This is a genomic window from Rhizobium sp. RU33A, from assembly GCF_900156055.1.
Taxonomy (GTDB): domain Bacteria; phylum Pseudomonadota; class Alphaproteobacteria; order Rhizobiales; family Rhizobiaceae; genus Allorhizobium.
On the sequence record NZ_FTMQ01000001.1, the window covers coordinates 843,611 to 867,953 of the forward strand.

The window sequence follows — 24,343 nt, forward strand, 5'->3', positions numbered from 1 at the left end:
CAGCAGGCTTCCGGGGCGTCGATCCCCTTCTCGGGTATGTCATATGGAATTCTGAGGCCTCGTTGCTGGAGCGTGAGCCGATATTGTCCGGATTATGCTCTGTGGCTTGTGACGCGGATCTAAGCGTCGGTCGTCTTGACTTCGGGGGCTGCATTACGACAGTACACACGCGTCCGTACCCAGATCGCCGACTCTGAAACTACATGCGGAGGTGAAAGTTCCCCCGCATGCAGTGCTTGCACTTACGCGCTCAGATGCTGTTCGAAAAACGCCTCGAACTTGTCGAACGGGATGATCTCCACCTTGTCGTAGAGATCAACGTGGCTTGCCCCGGGAATGATCAGCAGTTCTTTGGGTTCAGCCGCTGCCGCATACGCCGTTTCGCTGAAGTAGCGCGAATGGGCATTCTCGCCATGCACGAGCAGCAGCGGCCGCGGCGAGATCTCGGCGATATAGGAGAGGATCGGCATGTTCATGAAGGACAAGGGCGTGGTCAGTGACCAGCCGTTGCCCGAGTTGACTGCACGTTTGTGGTAGCCGCGCGGCGTCATGTAGTAGTCATGGTAGTCGACCAGGAACTGCGGCTCGCCGCCTTTCAGGACGTTGTAGTCCTTCATGTATTCCGGGCTGCCGGCCTTCGCATCGGCAGAGCGTTGCCGGCTCATCTGCTCTAGGCTTTGGGTCCGCTGTTCAAGCGTCACGACGTCGTTGTAGCCCTTCGACATGACGCGGGTCATGTCATACATGGTGCTGGCAACCACGGCCTTCACGCGCTTGTCCACGGCTGCCGCGTTGAGAGCCATGCCACCCCAGCCGCAGACGCCGATCATGCCGATGCGCTCCTGGTCGACGTCGGGCAGGTTTCCGATGAAGTCGACTGCCGCGCTGAAGTCTTCGGTATTGATATCAGGCGATGCGATGTTGCGTGGCTGGCCTCCACTTTCGCCGGTAAAGGATCCGTCGAAGGCAACCGTCACGAAGCCGCGTTCTGCCATCACCTGTGCGTAAAGGCCTGACGACTGTTCCTTGACGGCGCCGAAGGGGCCTCCGACCACGATCGCTGGCATGCTGGTTCCGCGGCTCTTCGGCATGTAGAGATCGCCTGCCAGTTCAATGCCGTAGCGGTTCGTGAAGCGCACCTTCCGGTGGTCAACCCTGTCGCTCTTCGGGAAGACCTTGTCCCAGACTTCTTCGGTCTGAGCCGATGCGGTGGAGGCGTAGGGGAGGAGAGCGGACGCAATTGCCCCGACAGAGGCAACCTTCAAGAGGTCGCGACGTGCAAGGTCCAACTGATCATGTCCGTTCTGCGTGGTGGGTACATTGCTGTTCATGTCGCGGGTCTCCGGATTGAAGTTGTTTTCACCACCCCCAAGTGAGCGCTTCTGGTATCGAACATAAGCCCCTGGAACTCACTTGAACTTATCGGTCTGGTCGATCAATCGTTGGGCGCTCATGAAACTCGCCGGGCAATCGGCCTTGCCTATTTCTGTTGGGAGAACAACGTGGGTACCCAAGCCGCGTTCGCATCCCCGGCTCATGGTCTCCATCGATAGGCGTCAGCCTGAATGACGACTAATCATTTGCGCCGTCGCATGGCATCCTGCGTGAACCGCAGCACTTCATGATCGCAAAGAGGGACACTCATGGACATTCGCAGAGCTGGTAGCCAGGCATCAGTAAAGGGACCGTCGGACTGGTTCACCGGTGCAGTCAGGATCGATCCGCTTTTCCCAGTCCGGGAACCGGCTTCGGCAGCGGGCAACACCGTCACATTCGAACCAGGTGCGCGAACCGCCTGGCATACGCATCCCCTGGGGCAGATCATCATTGTGATTTCCGGCGTCGGACGCGCGCAGCACGAGGGCGGGCCGGTTGAAGAGATCCGCCCCGGAGATGTCGTCTGGTTTGAACCAGGAGAAAAGCACTGGCATGGTGCGGCCCCCGCGACCGCGATGGTGCACATCGCCATCCAGGAGAGCCTCGACGGGAAGGCGGTCGACTGGCTGGAGCAGGTCAGCGACGCGGACTATTCAGCGTCATAAACGTAACTCCACGGATACTGAAGACCCGCCATGGGAAGGAGATGCTCTCACCTAGGGGCATGATATCAGGGGTGCCCGCTTCGCAGATGGGAGCCGGCAGCTTTTGTGTCCGCGACACGTGAGACGGATGTTTGGCCTTAATGGCCGAGTGTCTTCTCGTGGGCAACCGCCACGTCCGCCAGTATGGAAATTGCCAGTGAGGTCGCATGACGGGCTGGGCCAAACATCCCGATGGGAGCCTTGATCCGGTCGATCACGGCTTGTTCGTAGCCAAGCTCACGAAGACGAAGGATGCGTTTGTCATGCGTCCGTCTGCTGCCAAGTGCGCCGATGTAGAACGCGTCGCTTTCCAGAGCGACGTTCAAGAGTCCCATTTCCTTGTCCAGATCATGATGCATCAGGACGATCGCCGTGTAGCCGTCGACCAATGGTTTCACATCCGCGCTCCGAAATCTGTCCGGAACGGTGACGACCTCCATCTCGGCGGCTCGCATCAAGGCGGTGAAGCGAGCCACTTCGAAGGATCCACCTGACACAAGTGTTCGGATCGGTGGATGGTAGACGGTGGTAAAGATGTCGTCATTCCACCCAGTCCCTTGCAAAAGGTCCGAGTGGGTAAGGCTTTCCGCGTTCGGGTCATAGGAAAGAGCCGCAGGATGCCGCTCGCTAAGACGGGTGACAGCCAATTGTAAACTCGCCACGTCCTTCAACACGTGAATGGCAACGGTGATGCTGCCGCCGCATGGCAAGACGATATCCTTGAAGGGCGAGTCTTTGCCAAAGCTGACGAGCTTGTCTTTCCGATCTTGGATCGCGAGAAGGGCTTCCGCTGCAATCGCCGCTTCCACACATCCTCCCGAGACGTATCCGGCATAACGTCCGTCGGCTGCGACCACGATGTGGGATCCCAGCGATCTGGCCGCGCCGCCCTTGATATCGACCAGGGTTGCCAGCGCACAGGCATGTGTCCGCGAGACCTCCAGGGCAAAGCCCAACAGCTCCTGCGGATCATCGCTATCGAACGCCTTGTGTGGATGGATGAGCATTTTTGAGCCAAGTCACGCTTGATAAAGGTACATCCCCGCCACCGGAAATCATTTTCGGCAACGCTGATAAGTGGAGTCTGATTGTCTTTGCAAACAGCGCAGGCAGCAGCCGCTACAGTCGCAGCAGGGCCTTGACCGCCCGCCTTTCGTCCATGGCACGGTAACCTTCGGCGACATCGGAGAGCGGGATTTCGAGGTCGAAGACACGGCCCGGATTGATCTCGCGTTTGAGCACCAGATCCATGAGATAGGGCAGGAAGCGGCGGACGGGGGCAGGGCCGCCCATCAGGCTCTTCTGGGCGAAGAACAGGTCCTGACCGGCGATCTGGACTCCATGGGGAACGCCGACGAAGCCGATATGGCCGCCCGGGCGGGCGCAACTGATCGCCTGGGACATGGATTCCTGCGTGCCGACACATTCAAGCACGGATTCGGCGCCGACCCCGTTCGTGATCTCCTTGATCCGCTTCACGCCGTCATCGCCGCGTTCGGAAACGATGTGTGTGGCGCCGAATTCGAGCGCCAGATCCTGGCGGCTCTTGTGGCGGCTCATGGCGATGATCCGTTCGGCCCCCATCTGCTTGGCGGCGAGAACGCCCATCAGACCAACGGCGCCGTCGCCGACAACAACAGCCGTGGAGCCTTCCGAAACGCGGGCTGCATCGGCGGCATACCAGCCGGTGCCGAGAACGTCCGAAACGGCCAGCAGGCTTGGAATCAGGTCCTCATCGGGCAGCTGCGGTGTTGCGACCAGTGTGCCGTCGGCGAGCGGAACGCGGGCGTAAGGCGCCTGCGCACCCGTCATGAACTCTCGTTGCTCGCAGGAGGACTGGAAACCGAAGCGGCAGTGCGGGCAGGTGTTGTCCGAGAGGCAAAACGAGCCGACGACGAATTGGCCGGGTTTGATCGTCTTCACGGCATCGCCGACCTCGACGACGACACCGCAATATTCATGGCCCATGTTGGCGGGGCCATTCATCGGCTGAAGGCCGCGATAGGGCCAGAGATCGGAGCCGCAGACGCAGGAAGCCGCAAGCTTGATGATGGCATCCGTCGGCTTGAGGATCGTGGGTTCAGCGACCTCTTCGCAGCGGATATCGCCTTTGTCATGGAGTATGGTGGCCAGCATGGGTCTTGTCCTTTCTCCGGGATGTCAGGAAATACGGGTGACGCGCATCGGATAGGTGCCGCGCGTAAGGATGGGTTCCACACCGCCATCGATGCGTCCGAGGCGAACGAGATCGCGGATCGACGAATAGTCCCCGTGATAGAGAACGAGGTTACCCCAGGGCACATAGTAGCAGATGTCGCCAATTGCGGGGTTGGGGAAGGGACCCCGTGCTTCAGGATTAAGCTTGCGCGGAAGGTAGGCAATCTTCTCGTTCGTCGAATAATCCGACACCTCGACGTCGAGTGGCAGCATCGAAGCGAAATCGCGCGCCGACACGTTGTCGTATAATGTGGCGGTGAAATCCTGGTCGCTGAAGCTGAAACGTATCTTCATCAGGTTGCGGTCCTGCGCATGGGTGACGTGAGGGAGGATGGGGCTCAGTGCCCCAGCCAGGAGCAGTGTTCTGCGGGTCAGTCGGTGATCCCTGCTCATTTTGCGTTCTCCCAGTTGGAGCGCGCGGCGAAGGCAGCAAGCGAAGAGCCGACAAGCAGGAGTGCAGCGAAGAGAAATGAACTCCACCAGCCGACATGATCGAACAGCAGGCCGCCGAGTGCAGCACCGAGTGTGATGGCGAACTGGATGACGGCAACCTGCAGACCGCCACCGGCTTCGGCGTCGTCGCTCAAGACCTGGGCGAGCCAAGTCCCCCAGGCGACGGGAGCGGCCGTGCCGACGAAGCCCCAGGCACCGAGGAGGAGCGTCACGGCAAGTGGCGAGCTTGAAGCCGCCACAAGCCCGACGGCAAGGAGAGCCATGGTCAGCGGCATGCCGATCGCGAGCGTATAAAGCCAGTGCGGCAGCAGGCGGCTGATGCTCCAGGTTCCGGCCACGCCCGCCAGTCCCATCAGCAGCATCACAAGCGAGAGCGAGGTCACGCCGAACCCCGAGGCGCTCTCCAGATAGGGTCTGAGATAGGTGAAGAGTGAAAACTGGCCCATGAACAGCAGCAGGATGGCCGTCATGCCGAGTGCGACCTGACGGCGAGCCAGCAAGCGGAAGACGTTGGCTGTCCGCTTGTCGTCCTCTGCCGGGAGATCGGGCGTGGTCATCCACTGCCAGGCAAGAGCGACCAGAGCCAAGGGCACAACGAGGAAGAAGGCGCCACGCCAGCCGATCAATTCGCCGAGAAAGCTGCCAAGCGGCGCGGAAATCGTGGCGGCGATGGCGTTGCCGGCATTCAGTGCGGCCAGTCCTTTGGGCACCTGATCAGTCGGCAGGAGCCGCATGACGATGGCCGTCGACATCGACCAGAAGCCGCCAATCGCAATGCCAAGCAGCGCACGACCTGCCATGAGGATCCAGTAGTTCGGAGCAAAGGTCACCACCACAGCGGAAAGTACCAGCAGTACGGAAAACCAGGTGAGAACCGTCTTGCGATCGATGCCTGCCGTCAGCCGGGCAACAAACAGGCTGGTGACGACGGCGAAGAACCCGGAAGCCGAGATCGCCTGTCCCACCTGTCCCTCGAGCATGGTCAGATCGCGGGCGATTGGTGTCAGCAGGCTGACGGGCATGAATTCCGAGGCGATCAGCACGGAAACAGTCAGCGCCATGGAGCCGACGGCACCCCAGGCTGCCGGTGATTTCAATGTTTCGCGATAGGTCAGCTCGGCCATGGTCTACATCATCCTTCGAAAGCGGCGACATGCCCTCTCGCGTCCTTTGTAGCCAGTTTCCATTGGGCCGATTAGCGGCGCCATCTCGCATGCATTTATCGATGGAGACCATCAATGAAGATCTCCCGCCTTGCAGGGCAGGGCGGGAGATCGTGTCTTATCTGTTGGGTCCGGGAAGGATGCGCATGAGTTAGCGCGAGGCGAGGAAGTCGATGATGGCCTTCCGTTCGTCGGCCTTGGCGAAGCGCTGTGTCATCCGCGTTCCCCTTACCAACCCGGCCGGATTGGTGAGGAAGGTATCGAGCTGGGCCGCATCCCAGGTGATGCCCGAGCTTTGCATTGCAGGCGAATAGCGGAAGCCTTCCACGCTCCCCGCTGCCTTGCCGATCACGCCCTGCAGATGGGGGCCGACACCGTTGCGCGTGCTATCGATCTGGTGACAGATGCCGCAACGCTGCTGGAACAGCCTCTGTCCGTCCGCTGCATCCTGTGCATGAGCCTGAAGGGCCAGCAGGACGGTAGCGATGACTGCGGCGGCGATATGCTTGAAAGTACTCAATATCATCCCTGCTTCTCCTGGATTGTCGTCTTCGACAGCGGCAGGCTGCGCGGTCGTTCCGTGGCAAGGACGGCCACGGCATTGGCGATGGCGGGAGGCACGCCCGGAAGACCGGGCTCACCGATGCCGCCGATCGGTGCGCCGCTTTCGATGATGCGGACATGCACTCTCGGCATGCGGTCCGGCGTCAGGATCTGATAGCCGTCGTAGTTGCGAGCCTGGGGAAGGCCGTCGACATAGACGACTTCTTCCAGAAGTGCGGAGGAAACGCCGAGCGCGACGGCCGAGTTGACCTGATGCTCGATCACCCGCGGGTTGACCACGGTGCCCGGGTCGATTGCGACCCAGACGTCGTGCACCAAGACCTGACCATCCGACAGCGAGACTTCCGCGATCGTCGCCACTTCGCTGCCGAAGGGCGAGGCCATGGCCACGCCCCGGGCGCGGCGCGTTCCATCCTCTGCCGCAAAGGGACCCCGCTTCCAGCCGCCCGATAGCTCGGCCGCTGCCTGCAGCAGCGTCAGATGGCGCGGACTGTTCTTCAGGAGCGCAAGACGCAGTTCATAGGGATCCTTGGCGCCGGCATCCGCCATCTCGTCGAAGAAGGTCTCCGAGAAGAAGTCGTTCATCGAATGGCCGACCGAGCGCCAGAAGCCGATGATCGCGGGATCGTCGACATGGATCTGGGCAATCCGCTTTTTGGGGATCGCATAGACCTTGCCGGCGATGCCCTCGACCGCCGAACTGTCGACCTTGTCGGGTTGACGACCATACCAGCGTCCCGTGGCACCTTCACCGACGGCGACCGCCGAGAACGCCGTCGGATTGCCATCCTGGTCCAGCCCCGCGCGGAAGCGGACTGCCGCCATCGGACGCAGGGTGTCGCGCAGGAACTCCTCCTCGCGGCTCCAGACGAGCTTGATCGGACGACCGACAGCCTTTGAAAGCAGGATGGCCTGCGGATAGGGATTGGCGCTCTGGTAGAGAAAGTGGCGACCAAAGAACCCACCCAGCATCGGCGAGTGGATGATGACCTTCTCCGGCGCAATGCCGGCGACCTTGGCTGCATCGCCCTGGAACATTTCCGGCGCCTGGTTGGGAATCCAGAGTTCGAGCGTCCCGTCCTCATTCCAGCGCGCGACGGCAGACGGCGGCTCCAACTGGCCATGGGCGAGGTGAGGCGCGTCATAGGTCGCTTCAACAACCTTCGCGGCTGATGAAAGGGCGGCAGCGGTATCTCCTTCTTCCTCGAAGGTCACGCCATCACCGGTCGTCGCCTTGAGCTTTTCCATATGGCCTGTGCTGGAGAAATCCGCAGGCATCGCGTGGGGCGTTCCGGCTGCGGCTTCATTCCAGGAAACCTGCAGCGCTTCGACAGCCATGCGCGCGCGCCACCAACTATCGGCGACGACAGCGACGGCTCCGGGAAGCGTGTGCACCGAATGCACGCCAGTGCGCGTCTTGATCTCGGCCTCGTTCGTCATTGCGCCGGGTTCCTGACCGAGCCGCGGGCTGTGCTGCACGGCAGCAAAGAGCATGCCGTCGACCTTGGTGTCGATCGCATACTGGGCCTTGCCCGTCGCCTTCGCGTGAACGTCCAGCCGTCCGACCGGTTTTCCGATCCAGCGGAAGTCCTTGGATTCCCGGAGTGTGACCGTTTCCGGAACAGGCAGACCTGCGGCGGCCTCAGCGATTTCGCCATAGGCGAGACTGCGGCCCGAAGCGGCATGCAGCACGCGACCCGGTTCGGTCGAAAGCTCTGCAACCGGAACCGACAGTCTCTCGGCGGCGGCCTGAAGCAGCATGCCACGCGCAGACGCGCCAAGCTTACGCATGATGTCGTAGCTCGAACGGACAGAGAAGCTGCCGCCGGTGAAGCGGAAGCCGCCGATCAGGCCGTAGTCCGGGCCGGGCGGTGCTGCCTCGACCACGAAATTGGCGGGGTCGACATCGAGTTCTTCGCCGACGATCTGTGCCATCGCCGTGAAGATGCCCTGACCACCTTCGATGAAGGCGCTGCGGAAGAACACCGTGCTGTCGGGCCGGATCTCGATAAAGGCTGGGACGCGGGTCCCGGGAGCAACGGTCGCGGCGGCCTGCGCTAGTGCCGGACGAATTGCGCCGGGTACGGTAACGCCGAGAACAAGCGCACCGGCAACCGTGCCGAGGAAGCCGCGACGCGAGATCTTGAACGGCTTGTCATCGCTGGCAGTATTTGCGGGTGTATCGATATGAACCTGGTTCATCGCAATCCCTCCAATCAAGCCTGGGCCGCTTCGCGCACGGCGGCGGCGATCGCGTTATAGGTTCCACAGCGACAGAGATTGACCATGGCAGCCGCAATGTCGTCGTCGGTCGGCTGGGGTGTCTCTTTGAGGAGCGCGGTCGCGGCCATGACCTGGCCGGACTGGCAGTAGCCGCATTGCGGCACCTGATTTGCCACCCAGGCCTCGACCACCTTCTGACCGATGGGATCCTCGGTGATGGCCTCGATGGTGGTGATCTGCGTGCCAACTACCGTGTCTATCGTTGTGACGCAAGAGCGGGTCGGCTGCCCGTCGACGAGGACCGTGCAGGCGCCACATTGCGCGAGACCGCAACCGTATTTGGTGCCGGTCATCCCGAGTGTATCGCGCAGCACCCAGAGCAAGGGAGTATCGGCTTCGACATCCACCTGCTGCGGTGTTCCGTTGATGTTGAGTTCCATGGCGGGGGTCCTTCGATCGGTTCGGGGGAGAAGGGGCTGGAACAGTCTGCGGACTATTCCATGCCACACACTATCAAGTGCATTTGATATGCATTAGTCGGCTTTGGTCGCTTAGATTTATCGACGACGACCATAAATGGCGAAAAGCGAGGATGCTGGATGGCAAGGGAAGACTTCAACGACCTGCTCTGGTTCCTGGCACTGGCTGAAGATCGCAGCTTTACGAAAGCGGCGGCCAAGCTCGGGATCACGCAGTCGACCCTCAGCCACACGATCAAGCGACTTGAGACGCGTCTGGGCCTGCGCCTTCTCACCCGGACGACGCGCAGCGTTTCGCTGACGGAGGCCGGTGAGCGTCTGTTCAATGCGCTTTTGCCGCGCATCACGGCGATCCGTGGCGAGCTGGAAGCACTCTCGGACCTGCGTGACAAACCGGCCGGTACCGTTCGCATCACGCTTTCCGACCACGCGCTGGAAACAGTGGTCTGGCCGAAATTGCAGCCGATCCTGAAGGACTATCCGGATGTCCGGGTCGAACTCAGCCGTGACAATGGCTTGCGCAACATCGTTGAAGACGGGTTCGACGCCGGCGTGCGGCTCGGTGAAAGCATCGAAAAGGACATGATTGCCGTTCGGATCGGCCCGGACTGGCGCATGCTGGTCGTCGCATCGCCGGCTTACCTCGCGGACAAGCCTATGCCTCAGCACCCGCAGGATCTGGTCGGCCACAACTGCATCAACATGCGCCAGGCAACCGGCGGAGGGCTCTATGCCTGGGAATTCGAGAAAGATGGGCAGGAACTGCGCGTTCGGGTCGTGGGCCAGCTCACGTTCAATTCGTCCTATCCCATGGTTGATGCGGCCGTGAAAGGTCTCGGTGTCGCCTACGTTCCAGACGATCTGGTTGCTGCTGAACTTTCAGCCGGCACGCTCGTGACGCTCCTTGAGGATTGGACGCCACCCTTTCCGGGCTATTATCTATATTATCCCAGCCGCCACCAGAACGCACCCGCCTTCCGGGTTGTCGTCGATGCATTGCGGCAGAAGTAGCAGCCCTTTGCCGTGTCACGCAAAGGCGATGACCGGCGCACAGAACACCGAGTATGCGAGTGAACCGATGAGACCGCCGATCATCAGGAGCCTCTGGAAGTGGCGGGCGTAGGTCTTCAGGAATTCGGTCATGATACGGCTCCGTCAGGTGTAGGGAAGCATCTGGCCTGCGAACGTCACGCCGGTCCAGGCTGAGATGGAGAGCAAGGCCGCGACACGTGCGAAAAACGGGGGCATCGAAGCCTCGCCCCATTGGGCCATGCCGCGACCAGCGCCGAAATGGAAGGCCAGCGCATTTGCGCCTGCCGCAACCAATAGCCAGAATTTCCACGGCGCCGCCCCGGAGGCCGCGATCATCGTTGCCTGGGCGCTCAGCAACGCAACACCCGTGATGAATGCCGTGATGAAGCCGACATAGGACACTGGCAGCAGGTGCCGCATGGCTGATGTCACAGACACAGACTGTCTGCCGACGCCCAGTAGACGCAGGTCGATAGCAAAAATCGACCCGATCAGCAGCCCTATCCCGAGGACGTGAAAGGTTTCAAGCGCGGCGTACAGATAGCCTGCAGATCGTACAGTCTGACCGACGATAGATGCCTGAAGCAGTTCGAGAGCTGAGTTCAACACGGGTTTCGGTTCTTTCTAGTGTTGGCACTTAGTCCGGCAAAGGAGCTCGTTCGGGGAGCGTGTTGCCAAGAACCTGGTTCACCGGTGTCGCGTCATCCCCGTACCAGAACACCACCGGACGAAAGAGACCTTCATCGCTGCGGTTGATGTAGCCGACGGCCTGGAAACGCTCGCCGACCCTCAGTGGCCGATCCAGCCCCCACCGCCCGGACCATGCCGGTGGTGCGATGACGATTTCGAGCTCCCCAAGGCTGCCGTCATACGCCAGTGCGCGGTTGACGCGCACGCTGTCCTCCGGATGTTGCAGTTCTTCCGGTATGGGAAGCTCGGGCGTATCGGGTGGCAGGCTCGCATCCAGCTTTACATCGAACTCCGAGTGCGGATTACCCCAAACGCCCTCGGACGAGACGGTTCCGGCGATATAGACAAGCCTGCTGGTGTCGAAGGTTGGCCAGCCATGGTGGGCCGACGCAGTGTTCAGCGCGAGCGGAACACTGGTGAACGCGAAAGCCACGGCAAGTCCCAGAACAGCCGACCATCGTTTTGCGCTGACAAGACTGGCTGCTGCCATGTTTTTGCGAGGCATTGTTCTCAAACTCCAGATGAGAAATCGATCTTGCGATCAGTCGGATCTGTGGGATCTGGCCTGACCGGCGCTCAGTTCACCACAGCCTCTGATTTCGACAGCCATCCTAGATGCCTCGCGGTCTAAAGATTAGCCTCGGAGAACTCATCAGGCTTATGGGCCTGGGACATAAGTGGCGTAGTCCATGTCCCGCTGGCATGGTTGGATTAAAGGCGGCCACAGAAAATGGTTTGCGAGTTTCCCACAGGCGCACCGGTTAACTGAACTGCGCCACCGTCTGAAGTGCCACACCATTTCTCTCTTGCCATTCGATTGCGAGCTCGAATGGAACGGCCAATTGCGGTCGGTATCCGGCTTGGATTGCGGGTCCCCAGTCAATTTTGCGGGACCCGTTTCAGCACGATGAATGTCCTGCAGGACGGCAGCTACGATTGCACAAGTTGTTGAGAAGGCGTCGGTTTTTTCCGTGAGAAATGATCGCTGATTCTCAGCGGAAAACCGTCCCCAATAGCCTGCCTGGAGGGTCTTGATTCTCGCATGATTTCAACGACGTAGAGAAATAGCCTCTGATTTGCCTACGCTTTTCCTGCCGCAAGCGACTGTGGATGCCATCTTTGAGCCCTGGCCTTGGGCCGACGTCAACAGGGCGGGAGAGCGGCAATTATTTCCGCTCGTAAGCACCGAGTTGGAGGTGAAGCGGCATTCGTGCGCGGCTGCCCTAGTGCGCTGTATTGAAGCGCAAATGATCGCGCAGGGACAGTTTGCTATATCGCAAAATGTGCCGCCGCTGATGTTTGCACCCCCAATTCTGATTTTACCAAATGCTTCAGATTGGCGATCTATTTGGCTCACGCAAAAATCGGCGGGATCTCGATCAGCTTGCGGCCGTCGCTACTTCCCTTTTCGAGAATGTCGAAGGCGGCGGTAAGCATGCCGGGCACGTCCTGGCGTGCCATTTCGATGTCGTGGCCAAGCAGGGCGACAAAGGGGTCCCAGTCAAAGCAACCGATGATGGGTTGCTCCCCCTGAAAGTGGGCTGAGGATTTGATCCAGCGCATGACGCCTTCGAGCGAAATGGTAGAGTTGACGAACATGCCGCGCGGCACGCTTCCTTCTCTGGCCGCCATGGCGCTGAGCGCTTGCGCGGCCTTGTCTGGCGCGTAGCCGCAGGCGAGGACATGGTGTTCCTCGATCGGCACGCCGAGATCCTGATGAGCAGTGCGAAAGCCGCGGATACGTTCGGCGGTGTTGTGGTCACTGCCACGACCGCCGATGAAGAGTAGCGGCGCCAAGACACCGGTCTTAGTGTGATGGTTGATCAGTGTGCGCCGAGTTAGTTCGCGCGCGCCGGCGAAGTTGTCGGAGATGATCGACGTCGCCTTGGTGCCTGGAAGGTCAAGGTTCAAACTACGAGCGCCTGCAGCCAAGCAGATGTCGGTTATACGATCCGGATCGGTTGCACCCGTGGAGATCAGCCATTCCACTTGATACGACAGCATGGTGCGTGCCGCTTCCATCTCCAAGTCGGGATCACGCAGCGTACAGGTGATGATCGGGAACAGCCCGCGCTCGCGCGCCATGATTTCGAAGGTCTCGACGATCGAGCCGAAATAGCGGTTGTCGTATTTGGGAACAATCATGCCAATGATCCGGGACTTTTCCCGGCGCAGCAGGCTTGCCTGCATGTTGATGGCATAGCCCTGTTCCTCGGCTATCCGAGTGATCTTTTCTGCCAACTGGCTACTAATCCGGCGCTTTTTCCAGTTGCCGTTCAGGACGGCGCTGACGGCACTCGCCGAGGTTCCGGCAAGCTCGGCCAGATCATAGATCGTCGTCTTTTTCTGCGGGCGCTGCTGATTCACGAAATCCTCCTACGAGACCCAACTTGACATCAAACGAGAGAAGTGGCAATTCTTGCTTCATCGATTGAGCAGTGGTGCTCAATCGATGATACAGGTTGGCTGTGGAGGGTCGACCGGGAGGCGTTCTGCCAGTACCCATGTCTTGCGGCGCCGATATGCTCGGCGACGAACGATGCGCTGCGTCCTCATGTCGGACGAGGCGGAATGGGCGGGAGAATGACAGTCCGGAGCAGCCTCACAAGGCGAGCTGTTCCCATTCAAGGAGGAGAATGAGATATGAGAATTCGTTCCATGCTGCTGGCGACCGTCGGTCTCGCCGCAATGCTTTCCGGCTCTGCCCTCGCGCAGGAAGGGTCAACCGTAGCCTTCCTGATGCCCGACCAGGCATCGACGCGCTATGAGGAGCACGACTATCCGGGCTTCAAGGCCGAGATGGAGAAGCTCTGCCCCACCTGCACCGTCATCTACCAGAATGCCAATGCGGACGTCGCGCTTCAGCAGCAGCAGTTTAATTCCGTGATCGCTCAGGGCGCCAAAGTCGTTGTTCTTGATCCGGTCGATTCCGCTGCCGCCGCCGCTCTCGTCGAAATCGCCCAGTCCCAGGACGTCAAGGTCATCGCCTATGACCGTCCGATCCCGGACAAGGCTGCAGACTACTACGTGTCCTTCGACAATGAAGGCATCGGCCATGCGATCGCCAAGTCGCTCGTTGACCATCTGAAGGCCAGTGGCGTTCCGGAAGGTTCGGGCGTGCTGCAGATCAACGGTTCGCCAACCGATGCAGCGGCTGGCCTCATCCGTGACGGCATCCATCGTGGCTTGAAGGACTCCGGCTACAAGACGCTTGCCGAATTCGACACGCCGGAATGGGCGCCGCCAAAGGCACAGGAATGGGCCGCCGGCCAGATCACCCGCTTCGGCGCCGAGATCAAGGGCGTGGTTGCCGCCAACGACGGCACGGGCGGCGGCGCGATCGCTGCCTTCAAGGCCGCTGGCGTAAACCCTGTCCCGCCAGTCACCGGCAACGACGCGACGATCGCGGCCCTGCAGTTGATCATCTCGGGCGACCAGTACAATACGATCTCCAAGCCATCGGAAATCGTCGCGGCTGCAGCAGCAAATGTGGCTGTGAAGCTTCTGAAGGGCGAGACGGTCGAAGCCAAGACGACACTCTACAACACGCCGTCCGAGCTCTTCGTGCCGGCCGTTGTGACCGCGGAAAACATCAAGGCAGAGATCTTCGACAAGGGCATCCAGAAGCCTGAAGATGTCTGCACCGGTGAATATGCAGAGGGTTGCAAGAAGCTCGGCATCATCCAGTAACATCGATCTCCCAAGGCGCTCGGTCGGGGCTTGCTCCGGCCGGGCGTATCCCATGTCCCAAAGAAGAGCCCCGTCATGCAACGAAATGACATCGGTCTGCCACCCAAGGGTACGACCATCCTGAAGCTGAGCAATATCTCGAAGAATTTCGGTGCGGTTTCCGCGCTGAGCGACATCGAGCTTGAAGTGAAGGCGGGCGAGGTCGTCGCTCTCGTCGGTGACAATGGCGCCGGCAAGTCGACACTGATCAAGGTCCTGGCGGGCGTCCACCAGCCCAGTTCCGGCCGGATCGAGTTCATGGGTCAGGAAGTTTCTCTCGACAGCCCGAGCCGCGCGCTCGAACTCGGCATCGCGACGGTCTTTCAGGATCTGGCGCTCTGCGAAAATCTCGACGTCGTCGCCAATCTCTTTCTCGGACATGAACTCTCGCCCTGGAACCTCGATGAGGTGGCGATGGAGGTGCGTGCCTGGACGCTGCTGCGCGAACTCGCTGCCCGCATCCCCTCGGTCCGTGAGCCGATTGCCTCGCTGTCAGGTGGCCAGCGCCAGACGGTCGCGATTGCCCGTTCGCTGCTTCTCGACCCCAAGATCATCATGCTCGACGAGCCGACGGCAGCACTTGGCGTCGCCCAGACCGCCGAAGTCCTGAACCTGATCGAGCGCGTCCGTGAGCGCGGCCTCGGGGTCATCATCATCAGCCACAACATGGAAGACGTCCGTGCCGTTGCCGACCGCGTCGTCGTCCTGCGTCTCGGCAAGAACAACGGCGTCTTCTCGCCTGACGCCTCCAACCATGAACTCGTTGCCGCCATCACCGGCGCCACGGAAAACTCTGTCTCGCGCCGCGCCGGCCGAAAGGCCGTCGAACAGGCCGAAATCGGCGGGAGCCCCGCATGAGCACTCAGATGTCGAATGAAAACAAGCCTGCGCCCCTTGCTCTCGACCGCAGCGATGAGCGCGTTCGCCACGCCGATGGCATCGGCGGTATGGTCCGCGCCTTCGTCAGCCGGATTCGTTCCGGCGACCTCGGAATGTTGCCGGTCGCGATCGGTCTGATCGTCATCTCGACGGTCTTCAGCATTCTCAATCCGATCTTCCTTGCGCCGAACAACCTTGTGAACCTGCTGTTCGACTGCGCGACAGTCGGCATCATCTCGCTTGGCATCGTGTGTGTGCTCATTCTCGGCGAGATCGACCTCTCGGTCGGCTCGATGAGCGGTCTCGCCTCGGCGATCATCGGCGTGCTCTGGGTGAATTCCGGCATCCCGCTGCCGCTCGCCATTGGTGCGGCACTGGTAACGGGAGCGGGCGTCGGTGCGCTCTATGCGATGATGTACAATCGGCTGGGCATGCCGAGCTTCGTTGCAACGCTTGCCGGTCTGCTCGCGCTGCTCGGCTTGCAGCTCTATATCCTTGGGCCCACGGGCAGCATCAACCTGCCATATGCCTCGCCGCTGGTGCGCTTCGGCCAGATCCTCGTGATGCCTGACTGGCTGTCCTACCTGCTGGCACTTGTGCCTGGCGCCGTCTTGATTGTCGCCGGTATGGTCATCCGAGCGCGTCGACAGGCCGTCAATCTCTCCTCGCAGCCGATCAGCAGCCTCATCGTCAAGGCCGTGGTCCTGACGGTGGTCCTCGAGGCTGCTGTCTACTACCTGAACCTTGGACGCGGCGTGCCATGGATGTTTGGCCTGTTCGTGGCCCTGGTCGTGATCCTCAATTATGCGCTCACCAAGACCAAGTGGGGCCGCTCGATGTTTGCAGTCGGTGGCAACCGCGAGGCTGCACGCCGCTCGGGTATCAATGTCCGCCGCATTTATATGAGCGCATTCATGCTTTGCTCGACGCTGGCCGCTCTCGGCGGCACTTTGTCTGCATCGCGTCTCGCATCGTCTAGCCAGCAGGCCGGCACGGGTGACGTCAACCTCAACGCGATCGCGGCGGCCGTCATCGGCGGGACCAGCCTCTTCGGCGGACGCGGCAGTGCCTATTCGGCCCTGCTCGGCATCATCGTCATCCAGGCGATCTCGAACGGGTTGACGCTTCTCAACCTCAGCTCGTCGCTTCGCTATATGATCACCGGTGCTGTTCTCGCCATCGCCGTCATCGTCGACTCGCTTGCCCGCCGCTCGCGCGTCAGCCATGGCCGCGCCTGATCCAAAGACTGGAGACTTGTTATGACTGTACTGATGAAGGGCAAGGTTGCCGCTATCACCGGAGCAGCTTCGGGCATAGGCCTCGAATGCGCCCGCACCCTGATCGCCGAAGGCGCGACGGTTGTCCTAATCGACCGCGCAAAGGACAAGCTCGAGACGCTCTGCCAGGAACTCGGCGAGCGGGCCAAGCCCTTGGTCGTCGACCTCTTCGATGGGCCTGCCGTCTCGGGCATGCTGCCGCGTATTATAGAGCTGGCAGGCGGTCTGGACATATTCCACGCCAATGCCGGTGCCTATATTGGCGGTCCAGTCGCGGAAGGCGATCCGGATGCCTGGGACCGCATGCTGAACCTCAACATCAACGCTGCCTTCCGCTCCGTGCATGCAGTCTTGCCGCACATGATCGCGCAGAAATCCGGTGATATCCTGTTCACCAGCTCGATCGCCGGCGTCGTTCCGGTTGTCTGGGAGCCGATCTACACGGCTTCGAAATTCGCGGTTCAGGCCTTCGTGCATTCGACCCGCCGCCAGGTGGCGCCCCATGGCGTGCGCGTCGGTGCGGTTCTGCCAGGTCCCGTTGTTACAGCACTCCTCGACGACTGGCCGAAGGCTAAGATGGAAGAGGCGCTTGCCAATGGTAGCCTGATGCAGCCGAAGGAGGTGGCCGATGCCGTGCTCTTCATGCTGTCGCGGCCCCGCAATGTGACCATTCGTGACCTGGTGATCCTGCCCAACAGTGTCGATCTCTGACGCCTGGTTGATCCTCACCAGCCTGCCTTGCAATGCCGAAACAGACGAGAAGACCATGACCTCAGCACAGAACTCGACCGAGGGAGCAACGCGTTACGTCATCGGCGTTGATGTCGGAACGGGCAGCGCACGTGCTGGCCTCTTCGACCTTGAGGGCCGCATGCTGTCGGTCGCGAAACGCGATATCACGCTCTTTCGCGAGGCTGGCTCGATCGTCGAGCAGTCGAGCACCGAGATCTGGAATGCCGTCTGTGCGATCATTCGCGAAGCCGTGCATGCTGCGGGTGTTGCTCCGGATCAGGTCATCGGGCTCGGCTTTGACGCGACCTGCTCACTGGTGGTGCTGGGGGAGGGTGGTAAGCCGCTCGCAGTCGGCCCCTCGGAAGAGGCAGAGCGTGACATCATCGTCTGGATGGACCACCGCGCCGTCGCCCAGGCCGAACGCATTAATGCGATGGGGCATGATGTGTTGCGCTATGTCGGTGGCCGCATCTCGCCCGAGATGGAGACGCCGAAGATCCTGTGGCTTAAGGAAAATCGCCCGGCGACTTTCAAAGCCGCTTGGCAGTTCTTCGATCTCGCTGATTTTCTGACCTGGAAATCGACCGGCGATCTTTCGCGCTCGACCTGCACGGTAACCTGCAAATGGACCTATCTCGCCCATGAGGCGCGTTGGGATCAAAGTTATTTCGATCAGATCGGCTTGGCCGAACTGGCGAAGGAGGGCTTTACCCGCATCGGTACTGACATCGTCGAGCCCGGCACCCGATTGGGGCAGGGACTGACGCTTGAAGCCGCCGAAGCCATGGGTCTCAAGCCCGGTACGGCGGTCGCCGCGGGCATGATCGATGCTCATGCGGGTGGCATCGGCACGGTCGGCATCGGCGGCAAGCCGGCCGAGAACCTGGCTTACGTGTTCGGGACCTCCTCCTGCACGATGACGTCGACGGCTGATCCTGTCTTCGTGCCCGGTGTCTGGGGACCGTATTATTCGGCCATGGTACCCGGCATGTGGCTGAACGAGGGTGGCCAGAGTGCCGCGGGCGCGGCGATCGATCAGCTTCTCTCCTTCCATCCCGCTGCCACGGAGGCGACCGCCCGGGCACAGGCCGAGGGGAAGTCTTTGCCCGCCTTCATGGCCGAGCAGGCAGCACTCAAGATTGCTGATGCCTCAGAGGCCGTCGACCTTGCTGCAGGCCTGCATGTCGTGCCGGAATTTCTCGGGAACCGCGCTCCTTTTGCCGATCCGCATGCCCGCGCCGTCATCGCTGGCCTTGGAATGGAACGTGACTTCGACAGTCTCATCGCTCTCTACATCGCCGGCCTCTGTGGGATCGGCTACGGACTGCGCCAGATCATCGAGACGCAGGCAAAATCCGGTGCTTCCGTCGAGCGGGTGGTGATCAGCGGTGGCGCTGGTGCAAGCCCCTTAGTGCGCCAGATCCTGGCGGACGCCTGCTGCAAGCCTGTTGTCGCGACTGAAGCGGACGAACCTGTCCTGCTCGGCTCTGCCATTCTTGGTAGCGTCGCTGCTGGCGCCTTCCCGGATGTTCGCGATGCCATGCGTGAACTCGCAAGGAGTGCTTCGATCCACACGCCAAGCGCCGAGCGTGTAGCGACGCTTCATGAAGGACGCTATCAGGCGTTCCTCAACCTTCAGGAAGTTTCGCGGACCATAAGGTCGTTCTAGCATTGCTAGGCAGCAATCGGGCTGCGGGTGCAACTCGTGATACTGCGGCCTGAGGCTTATATGGGCCCGCCATTGGGTATTGTGCCCGCATTTGCTGATCAGTCGAGAGGGGTGGAATGCCTCACAGGGCTGTGGGCTGACGTCAACATGGCGGGAGAGCGGCAATTATTTCCGCTCGGGCGTGCAGAGCCGGAGGTGAGGTTAGCATTTGAGCGGGGCAGCTAAGCGCCGTCATTCTAGTCGTTGGCCATCTCAATTGATTGCTCTGAAAGCCGCCGCATCGCGCACCACGTCAGCAGCCTTTCTAGTGGGGCGCTAACTCAAACCGGGACGCAAGTGGTGATCTGCTCCGAACGCCTACGCCGGCTCGCCGATTATCACCGGCGCCATTTAGTCATTGTTCTGGCGGCGGGAGTGAGAGTTCACACTCGAATCCCGTGACTCCCTCAGGCAGCAAGACATTCCTCAAGATCATCGTGCCGTTCATCTGCGCCATTAGCTTGTCTACGATCGCGAGACCGAGACCGGATCCGGGCTTGTTGGTTTGACCGCGCCTGAACCGTGTCCGATAGACATCGAGGTGTGGATCGAGCGGGACGGACACGGCATTGGTTACCGTGATGCGCCCCTCTGCGGATATGCCGATCGTGATGGGCTGTTCGGCATCGCCATAACGGGCAGCGTTTTCCAGCAGGTTGTTAAACGCAATGGCGAAGGCGTCTGGGTCGATTGCTCGGACGAGTGCCGATAACCCGGGCTCTGGCCGCAGCACGATCACCGCGGTCTGATGCGAGCGCTGGAAGGTCTCGACAAGCAGCTCTACGAGGGCAAGCAGATCAACGGGGGTGCTGGACAATCCGACGCCCGCCTCCGCCCGGGATAGCTGCAGCAGCTTCTCCAGCATCAGCGATAGGCGACGAAGCGCTTCCAGCACGCGTTGTGACCGCGACCGGTCGTCCGGCTCGGTGAGTTGACCGGCCAGTAGTTCCATCTGGGCGAGCGCACCGGCGAGTGGGGTTCGAAGTTCATGGGCGCTGTTGGCGGCAAGCTCCCGTTCGGCTTGCAGCGCGAGCTTTAGCCGTCCGAGTAGCGTGTTGACCGAGCCCGGTATCGTCGCGATTTCTGTCGGAAGGCCGTGCAAAGCGATGGGTTCTAGGTTGCTCCCATCGCGTCTGCTGATCGCGTCCCGCAGTTCATTGACCGGCCTTGTCGCCCCAACGACGACCCAGCGGATTGCGAACATGCCGAGAGGAAGCAGAAGCAGGATTGGCAGCAACAGCGTCAAGGCGCTTTCAAGCGTCGCCTCGCGTCGATGCGCCAGCGAGTCCGCCACCTGGACGAAGAGCGTATCGCTGACCGTTGCGATGGTGAAGATCCGTCTGTCATCGCCGCTCCAAAAGCCGGGCGAGAGCGGTGCGGCATAAGGTTCAGCTCCGACATTGTGCGAATGCAGGAGTACCCGGCCGGAGAGATCACGCACCTGGTAAGTCAAGTATTCGTCGGTCGCGCCAGGATTGAGCGCGGCCACCTGGTTCGGCCCTGTGCCCGTGTCGCGACGGAAGAAATCGTCGATGACGAGAGGGGCGAGGCGTTCGGTTGTCTCCTGCAGCGCGCTGTCGAAAACCTCATCGAATTCGGCACGCATGACGTGAATGGAGAGCCCGACTGCGATTGCCCAGAATACCGCGAGCAGGATCGACAGAGAAAGCACAAGGCGTCCGGCAAGGCTTCGGGTCTCAATTCGCATCGGCGGAAATCCTGTAGCCGACACCGCGCACGGTCTCGATTGCATCCTTGCCCAGCTTCCTACGCAGTCGGCTGACATAGACTTCGACCGTGTTGCTCTCGACCTCCGCCCCGAAGGCGTAAAGCGCTTCCTCGATCTGTGCTTTCGACACGATGGCGCGTTTGCGGGCGATCAGCCTGTCGAGTACGGCCCATTCGCGGGAGGAGAGAAGGATCTCCGAACCGTCCCTAGCCACAATCCGCCGCTCGGAAAGGTAAACTCCGATTCCTCCTAATGTGAGATCGGGCAGCTTGTGCGTGCCGTAGCGTCGCGATACGGCGTGAATCCGGGCCTGCAGCTCGCCGAGATCGATAGGTTTGACAAGATAGTCGTCGGCCCCGGCATTCAATCCGGCGATGCGATCGGACACCTGGTCGTGGGCCGTCATGATGATGACGGGCATCTCGTCGCGGCGGGCCCGCAGAGCCTTCAGGATGTCGAGGCCGCTCCCATCCGGCAGCCTGAGATCGAGGAGCACGAGATCATAGGCGGCTGCTTGAAGGCTCGCCGCTGCCTCGTCGCATGAGAGTGCCCAGTCCACGGCATGGCCCTGGCGGTGTACGTATGTCTTCACCGCATCGCCGAGCATTTCATCGTCTTCGACCAGCAAGACCCGCATTCAATTACTCCTGTCCAAGAGATCGGGATCTCTTGTCGCGCATGAAACTGACAGCCCGCTGAACCGCCCGCAAGGTCCGAGCTCGCCCTTCAGGTGGCTGTCAGTTTGCGGGTCGATCCTCTCCTCGTGTCCAACACCAGGAAAGGAACACATTCCATGCAGAAGATCATCATCGCTCTCGGCCTCGCAGCTGCCTTTGGCGGCACCGCACTTGCTTCCGAAAAATGCAATGTCGCCATGGCCGACTGGAAGCCGCGCGAGGCGCTGCAGACCAAGCTTGAAGGCGAAGGCTGGAAGGTCCGCTCGATCAAGACCGAAGACGGCTGCTATGAAGCCTATGCCATCAACGCCGAAGGCAAGAAGGTCGAAGCCTATTTCGACCAGCAGACCCTTCAGTCGGTCGATATGAAGATCGAGGACTGATCGATGACGTTGACAGTCAAGGTCTGGGATCGTCCGGTCAGGCTCTTTCACTGGAGCCTCGCGGGCAGTGTCGCCTTGTGCTGGTTGACAGCGGACGAGTTGCAGAGCCTGCACGAGGTGGCAGGCTATGCAGCCGCCGGCCTGATTGGCCTGCGGCTCTTTCTCGGCATAGCCGGGACGCGCTATGCCCGTTTCAGCCAGTTTATCCGCTCGCCAAAGCGCACGCTGCTCTATGCCGGCGACATGCTTCGCCACAAGGAGCCCCGCTATCTCGGCCACAATCCGCTCGGGGCCGCCATGGTGGTCGTGTTGCTTCTGATGGTCGGCGGTATCGCGCTCACCGGCTGGATGCAGACGACGGATGCCTATTGGGGCATTGAATGGGTCGAGGAGACGCATGAAGCGCTCGCTCAATTGCTGCTGGTGGCCATCGCCGTCCACGTGGTGGGCGTCATTCATGCCAGCCTCCGGCATCATGAGAACCTGGCGCTTGCCATGTTCACCGGGCGCAAACGCGCACCGGAAGGCGGCGATATCCTCTGAAAGAGAAGCCCCAACGAAACAAAGGACGCCGCAAACCGCGGCGTCCTTGTCTGTCGTGAGTAGGCTTGATGTGTTTGGTGGACCGAGTTCCGCAGCGCCCCTCAAGACGAGACGCCGCTGCGGCAGGCTGCGAAAATGTCGAGGGTTGGGTCGTAGACCGCAGTCTTCACTTGCATCAGGCCGAGCACACTGTGGAAGAGATTGTCGTGCGAATGCGGTGAAGCGGCCTTGGATTTGAGGCACGGTTTGTCGATGCCCGTCGATTGACGAAGGTCGGGTGACGTCCAGAGGACAAACGGAACATGGGTCTGTTCCGCTGGCGCGAACACATAGGGCGCGCCGTGCAGATAGAGACCGTTTTCCCCAAGCGACTCGCCATGGTCGGACATGTAGATCATCGCCGTGTCGAGTGTCTTGGCATGGGTGCTCAGCTTGTCGATTACCTCTGAGAGGATATGATCGGTGTAGAGCAGGGCGTTGTCATAGGCGTTTCTGATGGTCTCCGGCGTGCAGGCATCAAAGTCTGACGAGCGGCAATCAGGCACGAATTTCCGGAACTCGTCGGGATAGCGGAGATAGTAGGCGGGGCCGTGATTGCCGAGCTGGTGGAGGACCAGAACGGCGTCGCCATCGACCTTGTCCAGCCAGGCGTCGAGGCCGTCGACCAGGATCTGGTCCAGACACTCACCGCCATGGCAGAAACGCGGATCATTCGATTTGAAGAAATCGGTCTTCTGGATCCGATCGGCGACATGTTTGTCGCCCGTGTTGTTGTCCCACCATTCGGTCTTGATGCCGGCATGGGTGAGGACATCCATCAGGTCCTCCGTCGCCAAGGCTTTTGCGTGCGAGTAGTCCCGTCGACCATAGACGGAAAACATGCAGGGCACGGAGACAGCCGTCGCCGTGCCGCAGCTTGAGGTGTCGCTGAAATAGGTGATATCCCGCTGCGAGAGCTGAGGGTTCGTCGGGCGCTCGTAACCGCCGAGCTGGAAATTCTGCGCCCGCGCCGTTTCGCCAACGACGATGATCGTGACGCGCGGCCGGCGGCCGTTCGCCGGCAAGGCATCCGGCACCCTGGCATCGGTGCCGATGGGCTCAAGAACGATCGCTTGCTCGCGCGATCGTCCGATCAGGAAGCTGGTTGCACTTCCGACGGGAAAGATTGGGTTCAGCGTTCGGAACCAGTCCCGGTGCTCACGGGTGCTGAAGATGAATGTGCCGCTGTTCGAGAGGCCGGCACCAGCAAAGATCAGCAGGGACGGCACAATGATCATCAGATTGACTATGAGTTTTTTGAGGAGCGGACGGTGCACGACCTCGACCCAGGCGATGAACAGCGAGGGCAGGATGCCGAATAGGCCTATATGCAGGACGAAGGCACCGGTCATCAGGTGGCCGGCCTCGGCTGTGTTGGTCTCAGCCGCGTTGCGGATCATCTCGGTGTCGATGATCACGCCGAAGCGATCCATGAACCACGCACTCGCCAGGCTGGTGATCACCATGAGGATCAGCGCTGGCTTGATCAGGTATTTGGCTGAGAACGTGACGGTCAGCGCGACGAAGGCGGCCAGAAGGCCGACCGCCAGCGCAACGAGCGCGAAGCCTTGCCCCTGGAGGTAGAGGAAGGACTTGCCCCAGAAAGTCCCGTTTATGAAAAACAGCAGATAGACTGCGGTGAGTATGCTCAGCCATTCGCTGCGGAGGCGCGGTCTGAACTTCAAAAGCGTCTTCGACAAGCCCGCTTCCTTTCGTGCATGGATCCTAAGATCCGATGCACTGCC

General features: G+C 60.8%; 23 protein-coding genes. 9 read left to right on the forward strand and 14 right to left on the reverse strand.

Translation table 11 applies throughout. The features are described 5' to 3' along the window. Positions 1–242: 242 nt before the first annotated feature. Positions 243–1,331 carry an alpha/beta hydrolase gene (locus tag BW978_RS04060; protein WP_076392411.1) on the reverse strand — a complete coding sequence of 363 codons (1,089 nt, stop codon included), beginning with the start codon at positions 1,329–1,331 and terminating at the stop codon, positions 243–245. Positions 1,332–1,643: 312 nt separating this feature from the next. On the opposite strand from BW978_RS04060, the gene BW978_RS04065 reads away from it, so the two are divergent. Then, positions 1,644–2,042 carry a (R)-mandelonitrile lyase gene (locus BW978_RS04065; protein WP_076392413.1) on the forward strand — a complete coding sequence of 133 codons (399 nt, stop codon included), beginning with the start codon at positions 1,644–1,646 and terminating at the stop codon, positions 2,040–2,042. Positions 2,043–2,179: 137 nt separating this feature from the next. Here BW978_RS04065 and BW978_RS04070 read toward each other — a convergent pair whose 3' ends face one another. The 7 genes from BW978_RS04070 to BW978_RS04100 form a co-directional block, all read right to left on the reverse strand. After that, positions 2,180–3,088, reverse strand: coding sequence for an XdhC family protein (locus BW978_RS04070; protein WP_076392415.1), 909 nt, complete (start codon positions 3,086–3,088; stop codon positions 2,180–2,182). Positions 3,089–3,200: 112 nt separating this feature from the next. After that, on the reverse strand, positions 3,201–4,217 hold the full coding sequence (locus BW978_RS04075; RefSeq protein ID WP_076392417.1) for a zinc-dependent alcohol dehydrogenase family protein: 1,017 nt from the start codon (positions 4,215–4,217) through the stop codon (positions 3,201–3,203). 24 nt (positions 4,218–4,241) lie between these two features. After that, positions 4,242–4,691, reverse strand: a complete 450-nt coding sequence (locus BW978_RS04080) for a cyclophilin-like fold protein (RefSeq protein WP_244551880.1) — start codon at positions 4,689–4,691, stop codon at positions 4,242–4,244. Beyond that, positions 4,688–5,875, reverse strand: coding sequence for an MFS transporter (locus BW978_RS04085; protein WP_076392419.1), 1,188 nt, complete (start codon positions 5,873–5,875; stop codon positions 4,688–4,690). Before BW978_RS04085 ends, BW978_RS04080 begins: the two co-directional genes overlap by 4 nt. A gap of 190 nt (positions 5,876–6,065) precedes the next feature. Further along, entirely contained in the window at positions 6,066–6,440 is a 375-nt protein-coding gene (locus BW978_RS04090) for a c-type cytochrome (protein WP_076392421.1), read from the reverse strand. Continuing rightward, on the reverse strand, positions 6,437–8,680 hold the full coding sequence (locus BW978_RS04095; RefSeq protein WP_076392423.1) for a xanthine dehydrogenase family protein molybdopterin-binding subunit: 2,244 nt from the start codon (positions 8,678–8,680) through the stop codon (positions 6,437–6,439). The genes BW978_RS04090 and BW978_RS04095 overlap by 4 nt, the downstream gene beginning before the upstream one ends. Before the next feature lie 14 nt (positions 8,681–8,694). Further along, positions 8,695–9,141, reverse strand: a complete 447-nt coding sequence (locus BW978_RS04100) for a (2Fe-2S)-binding protein (RefSeq protein ID WP_076392425.1) — start codon at positions 9,139–9,141, stop codon at positions 8,695–8,697. A 159-nt stretch (positions 9,142–9,300) separates the two neighbouring features. On the opposite strand from BW978_RS04100, the gene BW978_RS04105 reads away from it, so the two are divergent. Further along, a complete protein-coding gene (locus BW978_RS04105) occupies positions 9,301–10,191 on the forward strand; it encodes a LysR family transcriptional regulator (RefSeq protein ID WP_076392427.1) in 891 nt (296 codons plus the stop codon). Between the two features lie 144 nt (positions 10,192–10,335). Here the strand turns inward: BW978_RS04105 and BW978_RS04110 are convergent, their stop codons facing one another. The 3 genes from BW978_RS04110 to BW978_RS04120 form a co-directional block, all read right to left on the reverse strand. Then, positions 10,336–10,821 (reverse strand): hypothetical protein, encoded by a 486-nt coding sequence (locus BW978_RS04110; protein ID WP_076392429.1) that lies wholly within the window; start codon positions 10,819–10,821, stop codon positions 10,336–10,338. Positions 10,822–10,849: 28 nt separating this feature from the next. Beyond that, complete coding sequence (locus BW978_RS04115; protein ID WP_244551881.1) at positions 10,850–11,407, reverse strand: hypothetical protein; 558 nt, start codon at positions 11,405–11,407, stop codon at positions 10,850–10,852. An 848-nt stretch (positions 11,408–12,255) separates the two neighbouring features. Continuing rightward, entirely contained in the window at positions 12,256–13,269 is a 1,014-nt protein-coding gene (locus BW978_RS04120; RefSeq protein WP_076392431.1) for a LacI family DNA-binding transcriptional regulator, read from the reverse strand. Between the two features lie 321 nt (positions 13,270–13,590). On the opposite strand from BW978_RS04120, the gene BW978_RS04125 reads away from it, so the two are divergent. The 5 genes from BW978_RS04125 (at position 13,591) to BW978_RS04145 (ending at position 19,188) form a co-directional block, all read left to right on the forward strand. After that, positions 13,591–14,592 carry an ABC transporter substrate-binding protein gene (locus BW978_RS04125; protein WP_244551902.1) on the forward strand — a complete coding sequence of 334 codons (1,002 nt, stop codon included), beginning with the start codon at positions 13,591–13,593 and terminating at the stop codon, positions 14,590–14,592. A gap of 75 nt (positions 14,593–14,667) precedes the next feature. After that, complete coding sequence (locus tag BW978_RS04130; protein ID WP_076392435.1) at positions 14,668–15,489, forward strand: ATP-binding cassette domain-containing protein; 822 nt, start codon at positions 14,668–14,670, stop codon at positions 15,487–15,489. Next, complete coding sequence (locus tag BW978_RS04135; RefSeq protein ID WP_076392437.1) at positions 15,486–16,748, forward strand: sugar ABC transporter permease; 1,263 nt, start codon at positions 15,486–15,488, stop codon at positions 16,746–16,748. Before BW978_RS04130 ends, BW978_RS04135 begins: the two co-directional genes overlap by 4 nt. 21 nt (positions 16,749–16,769) lie before the next feature. Continuing rightward, positions 16,770–17,498: an SDR family oxidoreductase gene (locus tag BW978_RS04140; RefSeq protein WP_076392439.1), complete on the forward strand. Its 729-nt coding sequence runs from the start codon at positions 16,770–16,772 to the stop codon at positions 17,496–17,498. 55 nt (positions 17,499–17,553) lie between these two features. Next, complete coding sequence (locus BW978_RS04145) at positions 17,554–19,188, forward strand: FGGY-family carbohydrate kinase (protein ID WP_076393205.1); 1,635 nt, start codon at positions 17,554–17,556, stop codon at positions 19,186–19,188. Between the two features lie 394 nt (positions 19,189–19,582). On the opposite strand, the gene BW978_RS04150 is transcribed toward BW978_RS04145, so the two are convergent. Beyond that, positions 19,583–20,935 carry a sensor histidine kinase gene (locus BW978_RS04150; protein ID WP_076392441.1) on the reverse strand — a complete coding sequence of 451 codons (1,353 nt, stop codon included), beginning with the start codon at positions 20,933–20,935 and terminating at the stop codon, positions 19,583–19,585. After that, positions 20,925–21,593: a response regulator transcription factor gene (locus BW978_RS04155; RefSeq protein WP_076392443.1), complete on the reverse strand. Its 669-nt coding sequence runs from the start codon at positions 21,591–21,593 to the stop codon at positions 20,925–20,927. The genes BW978_RS04150 and BW978_RS04155 overlap by 11 nt, the downstream gene beginning before the upstream one ends. A 156-nt stretch (positions 21,594–21,749) precedes the next feature. Here BW978_RS04155 and BW978_RS04160 point away from each other — a divergent pair, with 156 nt between their 5' ends. Then, a complete protein-coding gene (locus BW978_RS04160; protein WP_076392445.1) occupies positions 21,750–22,016 on the forward strand; it encodes a PepSY domain-containing protein in 267 nt (88 codons plus the stop codon). 3 nt (positions 22,017–22,019) lie between these two features. Continuing rightward, positions 22,020–22,559, forward strand: a complete 540-nt coding sequence (locus BW978_RS04165) for a cytochrome b/b6 domain-containing protein (protein ID WP_076392447.1) — start codon at positions 22,020–22,022, stop codon at positions 22,557–22,559. 101 nt (positions 22,560–22,660) lie between these two features. Here BW978_RS04165 and BW978_RS04170 read toward each other — a convergent pair whose 3' ends face one another. Then, entirely contained in the window at positions 22,661–24,322 is a 1,662-nt protein-coding gene (locus BW978_RS04170; RefSeq protein ID WP_244551903.1) for a phosphoethanolamine transferase, read from the reverse strand. Positions 24,323–24,343: the final 21 nt, after the last annotated feature.